We start from the raw sequence: 15462 nt of genomic DNA, 5'->3' as shown, positions 1-15462 counted from the left end.
TACATTGTGTTACAGCAACAATTAACAACTTTGTTAGCGCAAACTGATATTGCGCTAACACAAAAACAACAGCAGCAACTTGTTCGCTATGTCGAATTACTCGATAAGTGGAATAAAGCCTATAATTTAACCTCAGTACGTTTACCTCAAGAAATGATGGTTAAACATATAATGGATAGCTTAGTTGTTGCGCCTCACTTGACCGGTCATCATTATATTGATGTTGGCACAGGTCCTGGTTTACCGGGCATAGTGTTAGCTATTGCCTTACCCGATACGCAGTTTGTATTATTAGATAGTTTAGGCAAACGTGTACGTTTTTTAATGCATGTTAAACATGAGCTTGGCCTTGATAATGTGACCCCTGTGCAGTCAAGAGTTGAAGAATATCAACCAAGTGTTAAATTAGATGGCGTACTAAGTCGTGCATTTGCATCGTTACAAGATATGATTGACTGGTGTTCGCACTTAATCGATCATTCAGGTAAGTTCATTGCACTTAAAGGGGTATTTCCAAGTGAGGAATTAGACTCACTCCCTGCTGATGTTAAGTTTGAGCAAAAAATTGCATTAGAAGTACCCGATTTAGATGCACAACGACATTTAATAATTCTTTCTAAAGACTAGGGATCAGAGACACTGTGGCAAAAGTCATCGCATTAGCAAATCAAAAAGGCGGAGTAGGTAAAACGACCACTGCCGTTAATCTCGCTGCATCTATGGCTGCAACGAAACGTAAAGTGCTGTTAATAGATCTCGATCCGCAAGGCAATGCGACCATGGGCAGTGGCGTCGACAAATATGGTGACGTCCCTACTATCTATGATTTACTCATAGAAGATAAGCCTATTGATGAGGTGATTATTAAAGAAACCTCAGGCGAGTATCATATGATTGCTGCAAACGGCGATGTGACCGCTGCAGAAGTTAAATTGATGGAATTATTTGCTCGCGAAGTACGCTTACGCAATGCACTTGAAAAAATTCAGGAGCAGTACGAGTTTATTTTTATAGACTGCCCGCCTTCTTTAAATATGCTAACCGTTAATGCCATGGCTGCTGCCGATTCTATTTTAGTGCCTATGCAATGTGAATATTATGCATTGGAAGGATTAACTGCATTAATGGATACGATTACGCAACTTGCTAAGTTAGTTAATCCTAACTTACAGATAGAAGGCATACTTCGTACTATGTACGATCCGCGTAATCGATTAGCAAATGATGTATCAGAACAATTAAAACAACATTTTGGCGATAAAGTATACCGTACGGTGATCCCACGTAATGTTCGACTTGCAGAAGCCCCTAGTTTTGGCGCACCGGCAATGTACTACGATCGAGCATCAAGTGGTGCGAAAGCGTATTTAGCTCTCGCGGGTGAAATGCTGCGCAGAAAAGAAAAAACAACTCCTGTTGTCGCCTAACTTTGAGGTAAAAAATAACATGTCTGCTAAAAAACGAGGTTTAGGCCGAGGACTCGATGCACTTTTAAGTTCATCTAAACCTGCACCAAGCGAAAGCAAGGAACACGACAGCGCCAATGTAACAAACGCAGTTGAAAATGCGGCACAGCCTAGCAACAGTGAATTACAAAAACTACCTATCGAATTTTTACACTCAGGGAAATACCAACCTCGTAAAGACATGTCTGAAGAGGCACTTGAAGAACTTGCCAGTTCAATTCGTTCACAAGGGATAATTCAACCGATTGTTGTACGCCCAGTTGCGCATAACAGTTATGAAATTATTGCCGGTGAACGTCGTTGGCGCGCTGCTCAAATTGCCAAGCTTGAGTTTGTACCGTGTATTATTAAAGATGTACCCGATGAAGCGGCCGTTGCCATTGCCCTAATTGAAAATATTCAGCGTGAAGACTTAAACGCCATGGAAGAAGCGATAGCGCTTAATCGCTTGCTTAATGAGTTTGAGTTAACGCATCAACAGGTGGCTGATGCCGTTGGTAAATCGCGTACTACCGTGACTAACTTATTACGCTTGAACAACCTCAATAACGATGTAAAGATTTTGTTAGAGCATGGTGACATTGAAATGGGCCACGCACGTTGCTTGTTAGCACTTGAAGGTGAAGTGCAATCAGATGCAGCCCGTTTAGCTGTTGCAAAGGCATTGACCGTTCGCGAAACAGAAAAACTAGTACGCTCTATTTTAGAGCCAGCTCCAGCAAAAGAAGTAATAGAAAAAGACCCAGATGTTAAACAGTTAGAGCAACAGCTTGCTGATAACTTAGGGGCAAAAGTAGAAATAAATTACAACAAAAAAGGCAAAGGGAAGTTGGTTATTTCTTACACTAATCTTGACGAGTTAGACGGTATTTTAAACCGTATCAATCAAGACTATTCCCACCATTAATTCATTGGATGTCTAAAAAGGGGCATTTACAGCGATTTTGTGTTACAAAGCACCTACTCAAGTTGCAAAACTGGCAGGATTAAGTATAATTTCGCCAGTTTTCATACCCTGACAATTAGAGCGTCATAAAGGTTAATTAAAAGTGACTAATAAGTTAGCAGGCCCGTATAGGCTTGCCGCGTTAAAATTAATTTGCCTTCAGGGATTTGTGGCCCTTTTAGCTGCACTAATAATTTTTATAGGTTGGGAAACCAATGCCGCACTTTCAGCGCTAGCTGGTGGTGCAGTCGCAGTACTTCCTAACTTTGTATTTGCGCTTTATGCATTCAGATATATGGGTGCAAGTCGTGCAAATCAAGCGTATGCCTCGTTAAAACGCGGCAACGGATTGAAATTTATGCTAACAATCGTTTTGTTTGCACTAATGCTAAAGCTTTATCCGGTAGTTTTATTACCTTTCTTTTGTGCTTATGTATTGGTGTTGTTTACAGGATTGTTTACACCCGTTTTTTTTAAACATTAACTTTTGGGATATAACATGGCTGCAGAAGAAGTTACTCTATCTAGCCATATTCAGCACCACTTAACCAATGCTAAGATGTGCTCGACCGACGCTGGTCTTGCCTTCAATAAAGCATGTACGGATAGTGGCTTCTGGACATGGCATGTAGATACCCTCGCATGGTCTATCGGACTAGGTCTAATTTTTTTATGGATCTTCCGTAGTGCCGCAAAAAAATCAACACTGGGTGTACCTGGAAAACTTCAATGTTTCATTGAAATGGTTGTTGAGTTCGTTGGCGACAACGTACGCGATACCTTCCACGGTAAAAGTAAGCTAATTGCACCATTAGCATTAACAATATTCGTGTGGATATTCTTAATGAACTTAATGGATTTAATCCCTGTTGACTTCCTACCAGCATTTGCCGGCTTTGTTGGCGAAACTGCATTCGGTATGGATTCACACGACGTATACATGAAAATTGTACCAACAACCGATATCAACATGACAGCAGCACTTGCGCTGGGCGTGTTTATTCTAATGATTGGTTACTCAATTAAAATCAAAGGTATCGGCGGTTTTATTAAAGAACTAACACTTCACCCGTTTAGTTCAAACAATACAGCTATGCAGATTCTTTTAATTCCATTCAACCTATTACTAGAGCTTATCGCATTGGTTTCTAAGCCGTTTTCACTGGCTCTGCGTTTGTTCGGTAACTTATATGCAGGTGAATTAATCTTCATCCTTATCGGTGCAATAGGTTTAATGCAACTACCGTTGCACTTTGTGTGGGCTGTATTCCATATCTTGGTAATTGTATTGCAAGCATTCGTATTCATGATGCTTACAATCGTATACCTAAGCATGGCAAGTTCGGATAATCACTAATTTATAACTTTTAATTTTTACTTTTAATTACAATTGAAACTTTGGAGAAAAAAATGGAACTAGTATTAGGTCTTAAGTACATCGCAGTAGCTTTACTTATCGGCTTCGGTGCAATCGGTACAGCAATCGGTTTTGGTAACATGGGCGGTAAATTCCTTGAAGCATGTGCGCGTCAACCTGAGCTTGCACCATCGCTACAAGTTAAAATGTTTATCCTTGCTGGTCTAATCGATGCTGTAGCAATGATTGGTGTTGGTATCGCGATGGTATTGTTGTTCGTACTTTAATTTTATTTTTTGAACAGCTTACTATTTAAGGAGGAGCGGTTGTGAACTTAAACGCCACTCTTATCGGTGAATTAATTGCGTTTACGGTGTTCGTATTATTTTGTATGAAATACGTATGGCCACCACTAAACGGTGCAATTGAAGCTCGCCAGAAGAAAATCGAAGATGGTTTAGCTGCCTCTGATAGAGCCGAAAAAGACTTAGAACTTGCGCAACACAAAGCTGCAGAACAGCTTAAAGATGCAAAGGCTCAAGCGGCTGATATCATTGAACAAGCTAAAAAGCGTGCCACGCTAATCGTTGACGAAGAAACTGTTCGTGGTCAACAAGAGCGTGAAAAAATTATTGCTCAAGGGCACTCTGAAATCGAAGCAGAGCGTAACCGTGTGACAGAAGAGCTACGTAAGAAAGTAGCAACTCTGGCTGTGGTTGGCGCAGAAAGAATTTTAGAGCGCGAAATCAATCAAGCCGCACATAGTGACATCGTTGAAAAACTTGTCGCTGAGCTGTAATTAGGAGGGTATGAGCATGTCTGAATTGACTACTATCGCTCGCCCATACGCTAAAGCGGCTTTTGAACTTGCCGTTGAAAAAGGCACCATTGAAAGTTGGAATGACATGTTGTTCTTTGCTGGCCACGTTGCCAGCAATGAACAGGCATCAACCATTTTAGCTGGATTGCCTACTGCTACTGCACAAGCTGAGTTATTTATTAACTTATGTGGTGAGCAGCTCAACGAACAAGGTCAGAACCTAGTTAAGGTGATGGCTGAAAATGGACGTTTGATTGCACTACCTGAAGTTGCTCATTTATTTTCTGCTTTAAAAGCAGACTATGACAAAGAAATCGATATTGACGTGATTTCGGCAACGCCTCTTGCTGCAGCGCAGCAAGAATCATTGGTAGCGGCACTTGAAAAACGTTTCGCACGCAAAGTTAAGCTGAATTGTAGTGAAGACGCTACAGTTGTTGGCGGTCTTATTATCAAGGCGGGTGACACTGTAATTGACGGCTCTTTACGCGGTAAATTAAATCGCTTAGCCACAACACTACAATCGTAATTGGGAAAAAGAGCATGCAACTTAATTCCACTGAAATTTCAGATCTGATCAAACAACGTATTGAGAAGTTCGAAGTTGTAAGTGAAGCTCGTAACGAAGGTACAATTGTATCTGTTACTGACGGTATCATTCGCATCCACGGTCTAGCTGACTGTATGCAAGGTGAGATGATTGAGCTTCCTGGCAACCGTTATGCTATCGCACTAAACCTTGAGCGCGACTCAATTGGTGCAGTAGTAATGGGTCCTTACGCTGACCTTACAGAAGGCGTAAAAGTATACACAACTGGTCGTATCTTAGAAGTGCCTGTTGGTGCGGGTCTACTTGGTCGTGTTGTAAACACGCTAGGTGCTCCTATCGATGGTAAAGGCGCTTTAGATAACGACGGTTTTGAACCTGTAGAAAAAATTGCACCAGGTGTAATCGAGCGTCAATCAGTAGATGAGCCAGTACAAACTGGTTACAAATCTATCGATGCAATGATTCCAGTTGGTCGTGGTCAGCGTGAGCTTGTTATCGGTGACCGCCAAACAGGTAAAACTGCACTAGCAATCGATGCAATCATCAACCAAAAAGACACAGGCGTTAAGTGTGTGTACGTAGCGGTTGGTCAAAAAGCATCTACTATTGCTAACGTAGTACGTAAATTAGAAGAGCACGGAGCACTTGCAAATACTATCGTAGTTGTAGCATCTGCTTCTGAATCTGCGGCACTTCAGTACTTAGCACCGTTCTCGGGCTGTACTATGGGTGAATACTTCCGTGACCGTGGTGAAAACGCATTAATCGTATATGATGATTTATCTAAGCAAGCTGTTGCTTACCGTCAAATCTCATTGCTACTTAAGCGTCCACCAGGCCGTGAAGCATACCCAGGTGACGTATTCTACCTTCACTCGCGTCTTTTAGAGCGTGCATCACGTGTAAACACGGATTACGTTGAAAAATTCACTAACGGTGAAGTGAAAGGTAAAACAGGTTCATTGACGGCATTGCCTATCATTGAAACTCAAGGCGGCGACGTTTCTGCGTTCGTACCGACAAACGTTATCTCTATCACCGATGGTCAGATCTTCTTAGAAACTGACTTATTCAACTCAGGTATCCGTCCGGCTGTAAATGCTGGTATCTCGGTATCGCGTGTTGGTGGTGCTGCACAAACTAAAATCGTTAAGAAACTAGGTGGCGGTATCCGTCTAGCCCTAGCTCAGTACCGTGAATTAGCTGCGTTCTCGCAGTTCGCGTCTGACCTTGATGATGCTACTCGTGCTCAACTTGAGCATGGTGAGCGTGTAACAGAGCTAATGAAGCAGAAACAGTACGCGCCAATGTCTGTTGCTGAAATGTCTTTGTCGTTATTCGCAGCTGAGAAAGGTTACTTAAAAGACATCGAAATCGCTAAAATTATGGATTTCGAAGCGGCTTTACTTTCTTACGCAAATAGCACATACGCAGAGCTTATGGCTCAAATCAATGAAACTGGTAACTACAACGCCGAGATCGAAGCGCAGCTTAAAGAACTTCTAGAGAAGTTCAAGTCTACGCAAACTTGGTAATTTAGTTATTAATGGTGTGCTTTATATTCCAAAGCACACCTTGATTCGGAGAGAGAGTCATGGCCAGCGGAAAAGAGATTAAAAGCAAGATCGGCAGTATTAAAAATACTCAAAAGATCACTAGCGCAATGGAAATGGTTGCTGCGTCTAAAATGAAAAAGGCGCAAGAACGAGTGGCTTCAAGCCGTCCATACGCTGAAAAATTACGTAAAGTGATTGGTCGTGTTGCTCAAGCAAATCTTGATTTTACTCACCCGTTCTTAGAAGAACGTGAAGTAAAACGAGTTGGTTATATTGTTATCTCTACTGACCGTGGTCTGTGTGGCGGTTTAAACTCAAACGAGTTTAAAAAAGTCGCATTAGAGATTAAAGCGTGGAAAGAAAAAGGCGTAGATGCTGATTTTGCTACCTTAGGTAGTAAAGCAGCTGGCTTCTTTCAACGTTTTGGTGGTCAAGTGCTTGCTAAAAAAGCAGGTCTTGGAGATAAGCCTTCAGTACAGGATGTAATTGGTCCTGTAAAAGTAATGCTAGATGCATTCTCTGAAGGTAAAATTGACCGTTTATTCCTGGTATATAACAACTTTGTTAATACCATGAAGCAAGAGCCAATAGTAGATCAGTTACTCCCTTTGCCAAAAGCTGAAGAAGAAGTATCTACACATGCGTGGGATTACTTATATGAACCAAACCCAGAGGCTATTTTAGAGTCTTTGTTAGTACGTTTCATTGAGTCTCAAGTATACCAAGGTGTAGTTGAAAACGCTGCCTCTGAACAGGCTGCCCGCATGGTTGCAATGAAAGCTGCAACTGATAATGCCGGTGACCTTATGGATGAGTTACAGCTTGTATATAACAAAGCTCGCCAAGCAGCAATCACACAAGAAATTAGTGAGATTTGTTCTGGTTCAGCAGCAGTTTAATGCTTCAGGCAAAGATTAACGAGAGGAATAGACATGAGTTTAGGTAAGGTCGTCCAAATTATCGGCGCCGTTGTGGATATCGAATTTCCACAAGACAGCGTGCCAGCCGTATATGACGCGCTAAAAGTAACAGATGGCGATTTAGCTGGTTTGACTTTAGAAGTTCAACAGCAGCTAGGTGGCGGTGTGGTACGTACTATCGCACTAGGTACTACAGACGGTTTACGTCGTGGTGCTGCAGTAGCAAACACAGGCGAAGCAATTCAAGTTCCAGTTGGTACTAAGACCCTAGGTCGTATCATGAACGTACTTGGTGAGCCAATTGATGAAGCAGGTCCAATCGGTGAAGACGAGCGTATGTCTATCCACCGTGCAGCTCCTACTTACGAAGAGCAATCAAGCTCAGTAGAACTTTTAGAAACGGGTATCAAGGTAATCGACCTTGTATGTCCATTCGCTAAAGGTGGTAAAGTTGGTTTATTCGGTGGTGCCGGTGTTGGTAAAACCGTAAACATGATGGAGCTTATCCGTAACATCGCAATCGAGCACAGCGGCTACTCAGTATTCGCAGGTGTTGGTGAGCGTACTCGTGAGGGTAACGATTTCTACCATGAAATGAACGATTCAAACGTACTTGATAAAGTATCGCTTGTATACGGTCAGATGAACGAGCCACCGGGTAACCGTTTACGCGTAGCGTTAACAGGTCTTACTATGGCTGAGAAGTTCCGTGACGAAGGTCGCGACGTACTTTTCTTCGTAGATAACATCTACCGTTACACACTTGCGGGTACAGAAGTATCAGCGCTTCTTGGTCGTATGCCATCAGCGGTAGGTTACCAGCCTACACTTGCTGAAGAAATGGGTGTACTTCAAGAGCGTATCGCATCTACTAAGACAGGTTCAATTACTTCAATCCAAGCGGTATACGTACCTGCGGATGATTTAACGGATCCATCTCCAGCAACAACGTTTGCTCACTTAGATGCAACAGTGGTACTTTCACGTGATATCGCATCACTAGGTATCTACCCAGCGGTAGACCCTCTTGATTCATCTTCACGTCAGCTTGATCCACAAGTAATAGGTGAAGAGCACTACGGTGTAGCGCGCGGCGTTCAAACAGTTCTTCAGCGTTACAAAGAGCTTAAAGACATCATCGCGATTCTAGGTATGGACGAGCTTTCTGACGAAGATAAGCAACTTGTATCTCGTGCACGTAAAATCCAGCGTTTCCTATCTCAGCCATTCTTCGTGGCAGAGGTATTTACAGGTGCGCCAGGTAAATACGTTTCACTTAAAGACACAATTGCAGGCTTCAAAGGTATCTTAAACGGTGAGTTTGATGATATGCCAGAGCAAGCGTTCTACATGGTTGGCTCTATCGAAGAAGCTCAAGAAAAAGCCAAAAGCATGTAATTAGGAGGGTAGTATGGCAGCTATGACTGTACATCTTGATGTAGTAAGTGCTGAAGAGAAATTATTTTCTGGTTTAGTAGAATCTATTCAAGTATCTGGTAGTGAAGGTGAGTTAGGTGTTAACGCCGGTCACGCCCCACTACTAACTGCCCTTAAACCTGGTATGGTACGTTTAGTTAAGCAATTTGGTGAAGAAGAACTCATCTATATTGCTGGCGGTACACTAGAAGTTCAACCGAACATAGTGACCGTACTTGCTGATACAGCTGTTCGTGGTGAAGACCTAGACGAAAAAGCTGCAGAGCAAGCTAAGCGTGACGCTGAAGCCCAAATGGCAAAAGGCGCATCTGCTGAACTTGATTACAATCAAGCAGCAATGCAACTAGCTGAAGCAATTGCTCAGCTACGCATTATTCAGCAATTACGTAAAAAGTAAGCCTATCTGGTTTTTAAAAGCCCACTTTATGTGGGCTTTTTTGTGCTTGATGATAAATCCCGTGGCTATTTGTAAATAAATTAATCGTAATGGCTAATATCTCTTCATTATTACTTATATCTACGCAAGATCCTCGTTACAATAACCCTATTCTATTAGGTGTTATTTTGCTTAAGTTAAGATTCAGTAGTTATTGCTTAGCCTACTGAGTATTTGCACATGATGTGACTTACGTAATCTACTTTGCAGCACACTTATTCTATCAAGCTAAAACAACGGAAAAAGGAAATTGTTTTAATGGCTCTAACAACAGTAATTCTTGCAGCGGGTAAAGGTACTCGTATGCGCTCTGCTCTGCCTAAGGTACTGCATAAAGTGGCAGGTAAACCTATGGTGCAACACGTTATCGATAATGCCAATGCGCTAGGTGCTACATCGACTAACTTAGTTTATGGTCATGGCGGCGAACTATTACAACAACAGTTAGCCGATAATAACGTAAACTGGGTGCTACAAGCTGAGCAACTAGGCACAGGCCACGCAGTGGCACAAGCAAGCCCACATATAAATGACGACGACGCTGTACTGGTTTTATACGGTGACGTACCTTTAACGAAACAATCTACACTTGAGCGCTTATTAGCCGCGACACCTAAAAATGGTTTAGCAGTATTAACCGTTAATTTAGCAAATCCAAATGGCTACGGGCGCATGCTACGTGTTGATGGTAAGTTAGTGGGTATTGTTGAGCAAAAAGATGCTACCGCAGAGCAGTTACTTATTAACGAAGTAAACACCGGTATTATGGCGGTAAATGGTAAGCTTTTAAAAACATGGTTAGGTAACCTATCTAACAATAATGCTCAAGGCGAATACTACCTCACAGATATAGTTGCAATGGCGCATAGTGAAGGTGTAGAAATTACATCAGCACAGCCTGATCATCCAATGGAAGTTGAAGGTGCAAATAACCGCGTACAACTTGCAGGCCTTGAGCGTGCTTATCAAGCATGGCAAGCAGAAGAGCTCATGCTAAATGGGGCGACCCTTGCTGACCCTGCTCGCATAGATGTACGTGGCGACGTGAAAACAGGTGAAGATGTCCTCATCGATATCAACGTTATTTTTGAAGGCAATGTAACGCTTGGTAATAATGTACAAATTGGCCCTAACTGCGTACTTAAAAATTGCAGCATCGGCGATAATGTTGTTATTAAAGCCAATACATTGATTGAAGATGCATCAGTTGCGGCTAAATGTACACTCGGTCCATACGCCCGCCTTCGCCCAGGTGCAATAATGGAAGAAGACTCGCACATTGGCAACTTTGTCGAAATGAAAAAAACCCGTTTAGGTAAAGGCTCTAAAGCAAACCACTTAAGTTACTTAGGTGATGCTGAAATTGGCGAGAAAGTGAATATTGGCGCAGGCACGATCACTTGTAACTACGATGGTGTGAATAAAGCGAAAACCGTTATTGGCGATAATGCCTTTATTGGCTCTAACTCATCACTGGTTGCTCCTGTAAATATTGGTGCTACAGCAACTGTAGGTGCAGGTTCTGTGATCACCAATACTGTCGCGGATGATCAGTTAGCCGTAGCACGTGGCAAGCAACGCAATTTAGATGGTTGGAAACGCCCAGTTAAAAAATAGTAATGGCCATTACTTATTAAATATTTAAAGCGAGTTTTATAACTCGCTTTTTTATTGCCTAAATATAATTCAAATAAAAATGCCATATTGCTGTCATCCCTGTGTGTTGATATTTAACTAATACAACACTAAGGAAAACAATAATGTTAAACAAATCAATAATAGCCCTTTCTTTGCTATCACTATTAACTGGTTGCTCACTAGATGGTGATGACGGCCAAGATGGCGCACAGGGTGTACAAGGTACAGCGGGTAATAATGGCGAAAACGGCACTAATGCAAATTCAGCTTTAAATATAAATCTTATTGGCCGCGCGGTCCTCAATGCACAAAGCCCAGAGGGGGCAGCTGAAATAGTCGCCTACCAAGCCTCTAAAAAATGGATTTATGCCATTAATAGCTCTGGCGATGAGGCTGTTGTGAATATCATTCCTGCCGATACGTTCGACACCGCAGCATTAGTAAAAGATAACGAAGGTATTGTAACCGCGACCAACTTAGCCTCTGCCATTACGCTCTCACTAAATGAAAATACGCCTGGCGATGCAAACAGCATAGCTATCGATGCAAATAACCAATTATTAGCGGTAGCAATGGCTGCTACAAACGTGGGCGAAGCTGGCCAAATAGCGTTTTACAATATTGGCGGAGATACACCAGTATTTATTAAAAATGTAACAGTAGGTGCCCTACCCGACATGGTGGCATTTAGTCATGATGGTGCAAAAGTGGTGGTCGCTAATGAAGGTGAACCTAATGGCGACTATAGTATCGATCCTGAAGGCAGTATTAGCATTATCGATATCACTAACGGCACTATTGCCGATACCGCTATGAGCATCAACTTTCAAGATTACAATAATCAGCAAGCAGAATTAGAAGCGCAGGGCTTAGTGTTTGCCAATCCTACTGGACGTACTATTAATGGTAATTTAATAAATACCACCGTCGCTATGGATTTAGAGCCAGAATATGTGAGTATTTCCAAGGATAATAAATACGCCTATGTCTCTATTCAAGAAAATAACGCTCTAGCCATCATCAACCTTGAAGATAATTCCCTTGAGCTAAAAGGACTCGGTTTTAAAGATTGGTCAAACTTACAATTTGACGCTTCAGACAAAGACGGTGGTGTTAATTTTAAATCATACCCTGGTTTATATGGCATGTATCAGCCAGATACAATTGCAAGTTTTAGCTGGAAAGGAGCCAACTTTATTGTATCTGCCAATGAGGGTGATGCACGCGAATACTTTTTTGATGCCAGCGATGAAGCTGATTGTATAGCCAAGGGTGGCCTTGATTATGACGCTAAAGATGGGTGTTTGGGATATATAGATGAAAGCCGCGTAGAAGATCTAACGCTCGCAGCTAACTTCGATTACTTAAATAACGATGATAACGACATTGGTCGTTTAAAAGTTACAACAGTAAAAGGTGATAAAAATAACGATGGCCAATACGAATCGCTTTATGCTTATGGCGCACGGTCATTTACCATTTGGGATAGCAATGGGCTGGTGGTGTTTGACTCAGGCGATCAAATTGCACGAGTAACCGCTTCTGTTCATGGTAACGCGTTTAATAATAACGAAGATGAAAACAAAGGCGATACACGCTCAGATGATAAAGGGGCAGAACCCGAAGCGCTAACATTAGGTGAGGTTGGCGATAGGTTGTTTGCTTTTGTTGGCTTAGAGCGTATGGGCGGAATAATGGTGTTTGATATAACCAACCCTTACGATGTGAAATTTCAAGACTACTTTTATAATCGTGGTTTAGAACCAAGTACAGATATAAGTGGCGATCTCGCTCCTGAAGGAATGACATTTGTTCCTGCAGCGCAAAGTGCAACAAACGAAGCACTGCTTATAGTCGGTAATGAAATCTCAGGTTCAATTGCCGTATGGGAAATAACAACTCAGTAATTAGTAAAGTTTTAAGAAAAAGCGATATAGCGGTTAGCTATAAATCGCTTTTACTTTCTCCTCTTTTAATAACCATGCCTTTTCTGAATGCTTTTTAATCAAAAACACCTCTGTAGTCCTTTGTTTGTATGGTTATTGTACTAAATTGAAATTAATTTAATAAAACTAAAATAAAGCATTGACCCTCTCCAGAATATCCCTATAATGCGCATCCACTGACCCGGTAGGCAGCAATGAAAAGCGCTGAACAAACGGTAAGTAAGTCGAGTAAAACTTAGCTTTTAAATCTTTTAAAAGAAACTAAAAATTAAGTGTTGACAAAAAAACAGGAAAGCGTAATATGCGCAGCCCTAGCGAGATAAAGTTAAACGCTTTAACCGCAACGTTCTTTAACAATATAAAGCAATCATCTGTGTGGGCACTCGTACAGATTGAGTTCTAACAGCCAAGCTACTTCGTTCTTTATTGAGCAAGTAACGAGGCAAACAAATTTAGAGTCTCAATGTGATTTCTCGAAAGAGAAACTGAGTGACCAACAGAATAGTTACTTTTAGTAATTATTCAGCACAGTCAATTCAATATCGAAAGATATTAAATAAATTCAGAATTCATTGAGCTGTCGAAAGACATAAAACTTTTTAATTGAAGAGTTTGATCATGGCTCAGATTGAACGCTGGCGGCAGGCCTAACACATGCAAGTCGAGCGGAAACGAAGAGTAGCTTGCTACTCTGGCGTCGAGCGGCGGACGGGTGAGTAATGCTTGGGAACATGCCTTGAGGTGGGGGACAACAGTTGGAAACGACTGCTAATACCGCATAATGTCTACGGACCAAAGGGGGCTTCGGCTCTCGCCTTTAGATTGGCCCAAGTGGGATTAGCTAGTTGGTGAGGTAATGGCTCACCAAGGCGACGATCCCTAGCTGGTTTGAGAGGATGATCAGCCACACTGGGACTGAGACACGGCCCAGACTCCTACGGGAGGCAGCAGTGGGGAATATTGCACAATGGGCGCAAGCCTGATGCAGCCATGCCGCGTGTGTGAAGAAGGCCTTCGGGTTGTAAAGCACTTTCAGTCAGGAGGAAAGGTTAGTAGTTAATACCTGCTAGCTGTGACGTTACTGACAGAAGAAGCACCGGCTAACTCCGTGCCAGCAGCCGCGGTAATACGGAGGGTGCGAGCGTTAATCGGAATTACTGGGCGTAAAGCGTACGCAGGCGGTTTGTTAAGCGAGATGTGAAAGCCCCGGGCTCAACCTGGGAACTGCATTTCGAACTGGCAAACTAGAGTGTGATAGAGGGTGGTAGAATTTCAGGTGTAGCGGTGAAATGCGTAGAGATCTGAAGGAATACCGATGGCGAAGGCAGCCACCTGGGTCAACACTGACGCTCATGTACGAAAGCGTGGGGAGCAAACAGGATTAGATACCCTGGTAGTCCACGCCGTAAACGATGTCTACTAGAAGCTCGGAACCTCGGTTCTGTTTTTCAAAGCTAACGCATTAAGTAGACCGCCTGGGGAGTACGGCCGCAAGGTTAAAACTCAAATGAATTGACGGGGGCCCGCACAAGCGGTGGAGCATGTGGTTTAATTCGATGCAACGCGAAGAACCTTACCTACACTTGACATACAGAGAACTTACCAGAGATGGTTTGGTGCCTTCGGGAACTCTGATACAGGTGCTGCATGGCTGTCGTCAGCTCGTGTTGTGAGATGTTGGGTTAAGTCCCGCAACGAGCGCAACCCCTATCCTTAGTTGCTAGCAGGTAATGCTGAGAACTCTAAGGAGACTGCCGGTGATAAACCGGAGGAAGGTGGGGACGACGTCAAGTCATCATGGCCCTTACGTGTAGGGCTACACACGTGCTACAATGGCGCATACAGAGTGCTGCGAACTCGCGAGAGTAAGCGAATCACTTAAAGTGCGTCGTAGTCCGGATTGGAGTCTGCAACTCGACTCCATGAAGTCGGAATCGCTAGTAATCGCGTATCAGAATGACGCGGTGAATACGTTCCCGGGCCTTGTACACACCGCCCGTCACACCATGGGAGTGGGTTGCTCCAGAAGTAGATAGTCTAACCCTCGGGAGGACGTTTACCACGGAGTGATTCATGACTGGGGTGAAGTCGTAACAAGGTAGCCCTAGGGGAACCTGGGGCTGGATCACCTCCTTATACGATTTAGAACTTATTTGTTCGCAGTGTCCACACAGATGATTGTTAGTTAGTTTTACCCTTTGGGTTAACTAATTAATATGCTCTTTAAAAATTTGGAAAAGCTGATAATAAAATTCGTATAAATAACACTGTTATTTGTACAGAGTTTTCAAAAGTAAAAAATGCCATTAATTATTCAAATAAATAATTAATTGGTATCTACTTTAGTATTCAATATTAACTTCTGGCGAAGTTAAACTGTCACATAACAA

At 42.5% G+C, this 15462-nt stretch carries 14 protein-coding genes and 1 rRNA gene; all 15 read left to right on the top strand.

Going from position 1 to position 15462, the window contains the following annotated elements:
* Positions 1 to 6: 6 nt before the first annotated feature.
* The 15 genes from rsmG (at position 7) to LOC50_RS13520 (ending at position 15208) form a co-directional block, all read left to right on the top strand.
* Positions 7 to 627 carry a 16S rRNA (guanine(527)-N(7))-methyltransferase RsmG gene (gene rsmG / locus LOC50_RS13590; RefSeq protein WP_214553068.1) on the top strand — a complete coding sequence of 207 codons (621 nt, stop codon included), beginning with the start codon at positions 7 to 9 and terminating at the stop codon, positions 625 to 627.
* A gap of 14 nt (positions 628 to 641) precedes the next feature.
* Positions 642 to 1427, top strand: a complete 786-nt coding sequence (locus LOC50_RS13585; RefSeq protein ID WP_138626153.1) for a ParA family protein — start codon at positions 642 to 644, stop codon at positions 1425 to 1427.
* A 19-nt stretch (positions 1428 to 1446) separates the two neighbouring features.
* Positions 1447 to 2373, top strand: a complete 927-nt coding sequence (locus LOC50_RS13580) for a ParB/RepB/Spo0J family partition protein (protein WP_016900011.1) — start codon at positions 1447 to 1449, stop codon at positions 2371 to 2373.
* A gap of 142 nt (positions 2374 to 2515) precedes the next feature.
* Positions 2516 to 2896, top strand: coding sequence for an ATP synthase subunit I (locus tag LOC50_RS13575; protein WP_013466267.1), 381 nt, complete (start codon positions 2516 to 2518; stop codon positions 2894 to 2896).
* Positions 2897 to 2911: 15 nt separating this feature from the next.
* Positions 2912 to 3769 (top strand): F0F1 ATP synthase subunit A, encoded by an 858-nt coding sequence (gene atpB, locus LOC50_RS13570; protein ID WP_036980705.1) that lies wholly within the window; start codon positions 2912 to 2914, stop codon positions 3767 to 3769.
* A 53-nt stretch (positions 3770 to 3822) separates the two neighbouring features.
* Positions 3823 to 4056: a F0F1 ATP synthase subunit C gene (atpE, locus tag LOC50_RS13565; RefSeq protein ID WP_004335261.1), complete on the top strand. Its 234-nt coding sequence runs from the start codon at positions 3823 to 3825 to the stop codon at positions 4054 to 4056.
* Between the two features lie 41 nt (positions 4057 to 4097).
* Positions 4098 to 4568 (top strand): F0F1 ATP synthase subunit B, encoded by a 471-nt coding sequence (gene atpF / locus LOC50_RS13560; RefSeq protein ID WP_036980703.1) that lies wholly within the window; start codon positions 4098 to 4100, stop codon positions 4566 to 4568.
* A 16-nt stretch (positions 4569 to 4584) separates the two neighbouring features.
* The gene (atpH, locus tag LOC50_RS13555) at positions 4585 to 5118 is read left to right on the top strand and encodes a F0F1 ATP synthase subunit delta (protein WP_016900009.1); all 534 of its coding nucleotides are present in this window, start codon (positions 4585 to 4587) and stop codon (positions 5116 to 5118) included.
* A gap of 14 nt (positions 5119 to 5132) precedes the next feature.
* Positions 5133 to 6674, top strand: coding sequence for a F0F1 ATP synthase subunit alpha (gene atpA / locus LOC50_RS13550; protein WP_013466263.1), 1542 nt, complete (start codon positions 5133 to 5135; stop codon positions 6672 to 6674).
* A gap of 59 nt (positions 6675 to 6733) precedes the next feature.
* Positions 6734 to 7594: a F0F1 ATP synthase subunit gamma gene (gene atpG / locus LOC50_RS13545; protein ID WP_138626157.1), complete on the top strand. Its 861-nt coding sequence runs from the start codon at positions 6734 to 6736 to the stop codon at positions 7592 to 7594.
* A 33-nt stretch (positions 7595 to 7627) separates the two neighbouring features.
* Complete coding sequence (gene atpD / locus LOC50_RS13540) at positions 7628 to 9013, top strand: F0F1 ATP synthase subunit beta (protein WP_024601473.1); 1386 nt, start codon at positions 7628 to 7630, stop codon at positions 9011 to 9013.
* A gap of 13 nt (positions 9014 to 9026) precedes the next feature.
* The gene (locus tag LOC50_RS13535) at positions 9027 to 9449 is read left to right on the top strand and encodes a F0F1 ATP synthase subunit epsilon (protein ID WP_008464176.1); all 423 of its coding nucleotides are present in this window, start codon (positions 9027 to 9029) and stop codon (positions 9447 to 9449) included.
* 297 nt (positions 9450 to 9746) lie between these two features.
* A complete protein-coding gene (glmU, locus tag LOC50_RS13530) occupies positions 9747 to 11105 on the top strand; it encodes a bifunctional UDP-N-acetylglucosamine diphosphorylase/glucosamine-1-phosphate N-acetyltransferase GlmU (RefSeq protein ID WP_069438512.1) in 1359 nt (452 codons plus the stop codon).
* Positions 11106 to 11248: 143 nt separating this feature from the next.
* Positions 11249 to 13033 carry a choice-of-anchor I family protein gene (locus tag LOC50_RS13525; protein ID WP_250653363.1) on the top strand — a complete coding sequence of 595 codons (1785 nt, stop codon included), beginning with the start codon at positions 11249 to 11251 and terminating at the stop codon, positions 13031 to 13033.
* A gap of 639 nt (positions 13034 to 13672) precedes the next feature.
* Positions 13673 to 15208 (top strand): 16S ribosomal RNA (locus LOC50_RS13520).
* The last annotated feature ends 254 nt before the right edge of the window (positions 15209 to 15462 follow it).

The organism is Pseudoalteromonas sp. SCSIO 43095 (genome assembly GCF_023650455.1).
Classification (GTDB): Bacteria; Pseudomonadota; Gammaproteobacteria; order Enterobacterales; family Alteromonadaceae; genus Pseudoalteromonas; species Pseudoalteromonas tetraodonis.
This window is presented reverse-complemented; position numbering and strand designations above follow the sequence as displayed.

Bases quoted from the DNA above. Each gene is read 5' to 3' on its own strand.
- LOC50_RS13535 (WP_008464176.1), top strand. From the start codon at position 9,027: ATGGCAGCTATGACTGTACATCTTGATGTAGTAAGTGCTGAAGAGAAA.
- atpE (WP_004335261.1), top strand. From the start codon at position 3,823: ATGGAACTAGTATTAGGTCTTAAGTACATCGCAGTAGCTTTACTTATC.
- LOC50_RS13525 (WP_250653363.1), top strand. From the start codon at position 11,249: ATGTTAAACAAATCAATAATAGCCCTTTCTTTGCTATCACTATTAACT.
- atpA (WP_013466263.1), top strand. From the start codon at position 5,133: ATGCAACTTAATTCCACTGAAATTTCAGATCTGATCAAACAACGTATT.
- atpB (WP_036980705.1), top strand. From the start codon at position 2,912: ATGGCTGCAGAAGAAGTTACTCTATCTAGCCATATTCAGCACCACTTA.
- atpD (WP_024601473.1), top strand. From the start codon at position 7,628: ATGAGTTTAGGTAAGGTCGTCCAAATTATCGGCGCCGTTGTGGATATC.
- LOC50_RS13580 (WP_016900011.1), top strand. From the start codon at position 1,447: ATGTCTGCTAAAAAACGAGGTTTAGGCCGAGGACTCGATGCACTTTTA.
- glmU (WP_069438512.1), top strand. From the start codon at position 9,747: ATGGCTCTAACAACAGTAATTCTTGCAGCGGGTAAAGGTACTCGTATG.
- atpG (WP_138626157.1), top strand. From the start codon at position 6,734: ATGGCCAGCGGAAAAGAGATTAAAAGCAAGATCGGCAGTATTAAAAAT.
- atpH (WP_016900009.1), top strand. From the start codon at position 4,585: ATGTCTGAATTGACTACTATCGCTCGCCCATACGCTAAAGCGGCTTTT.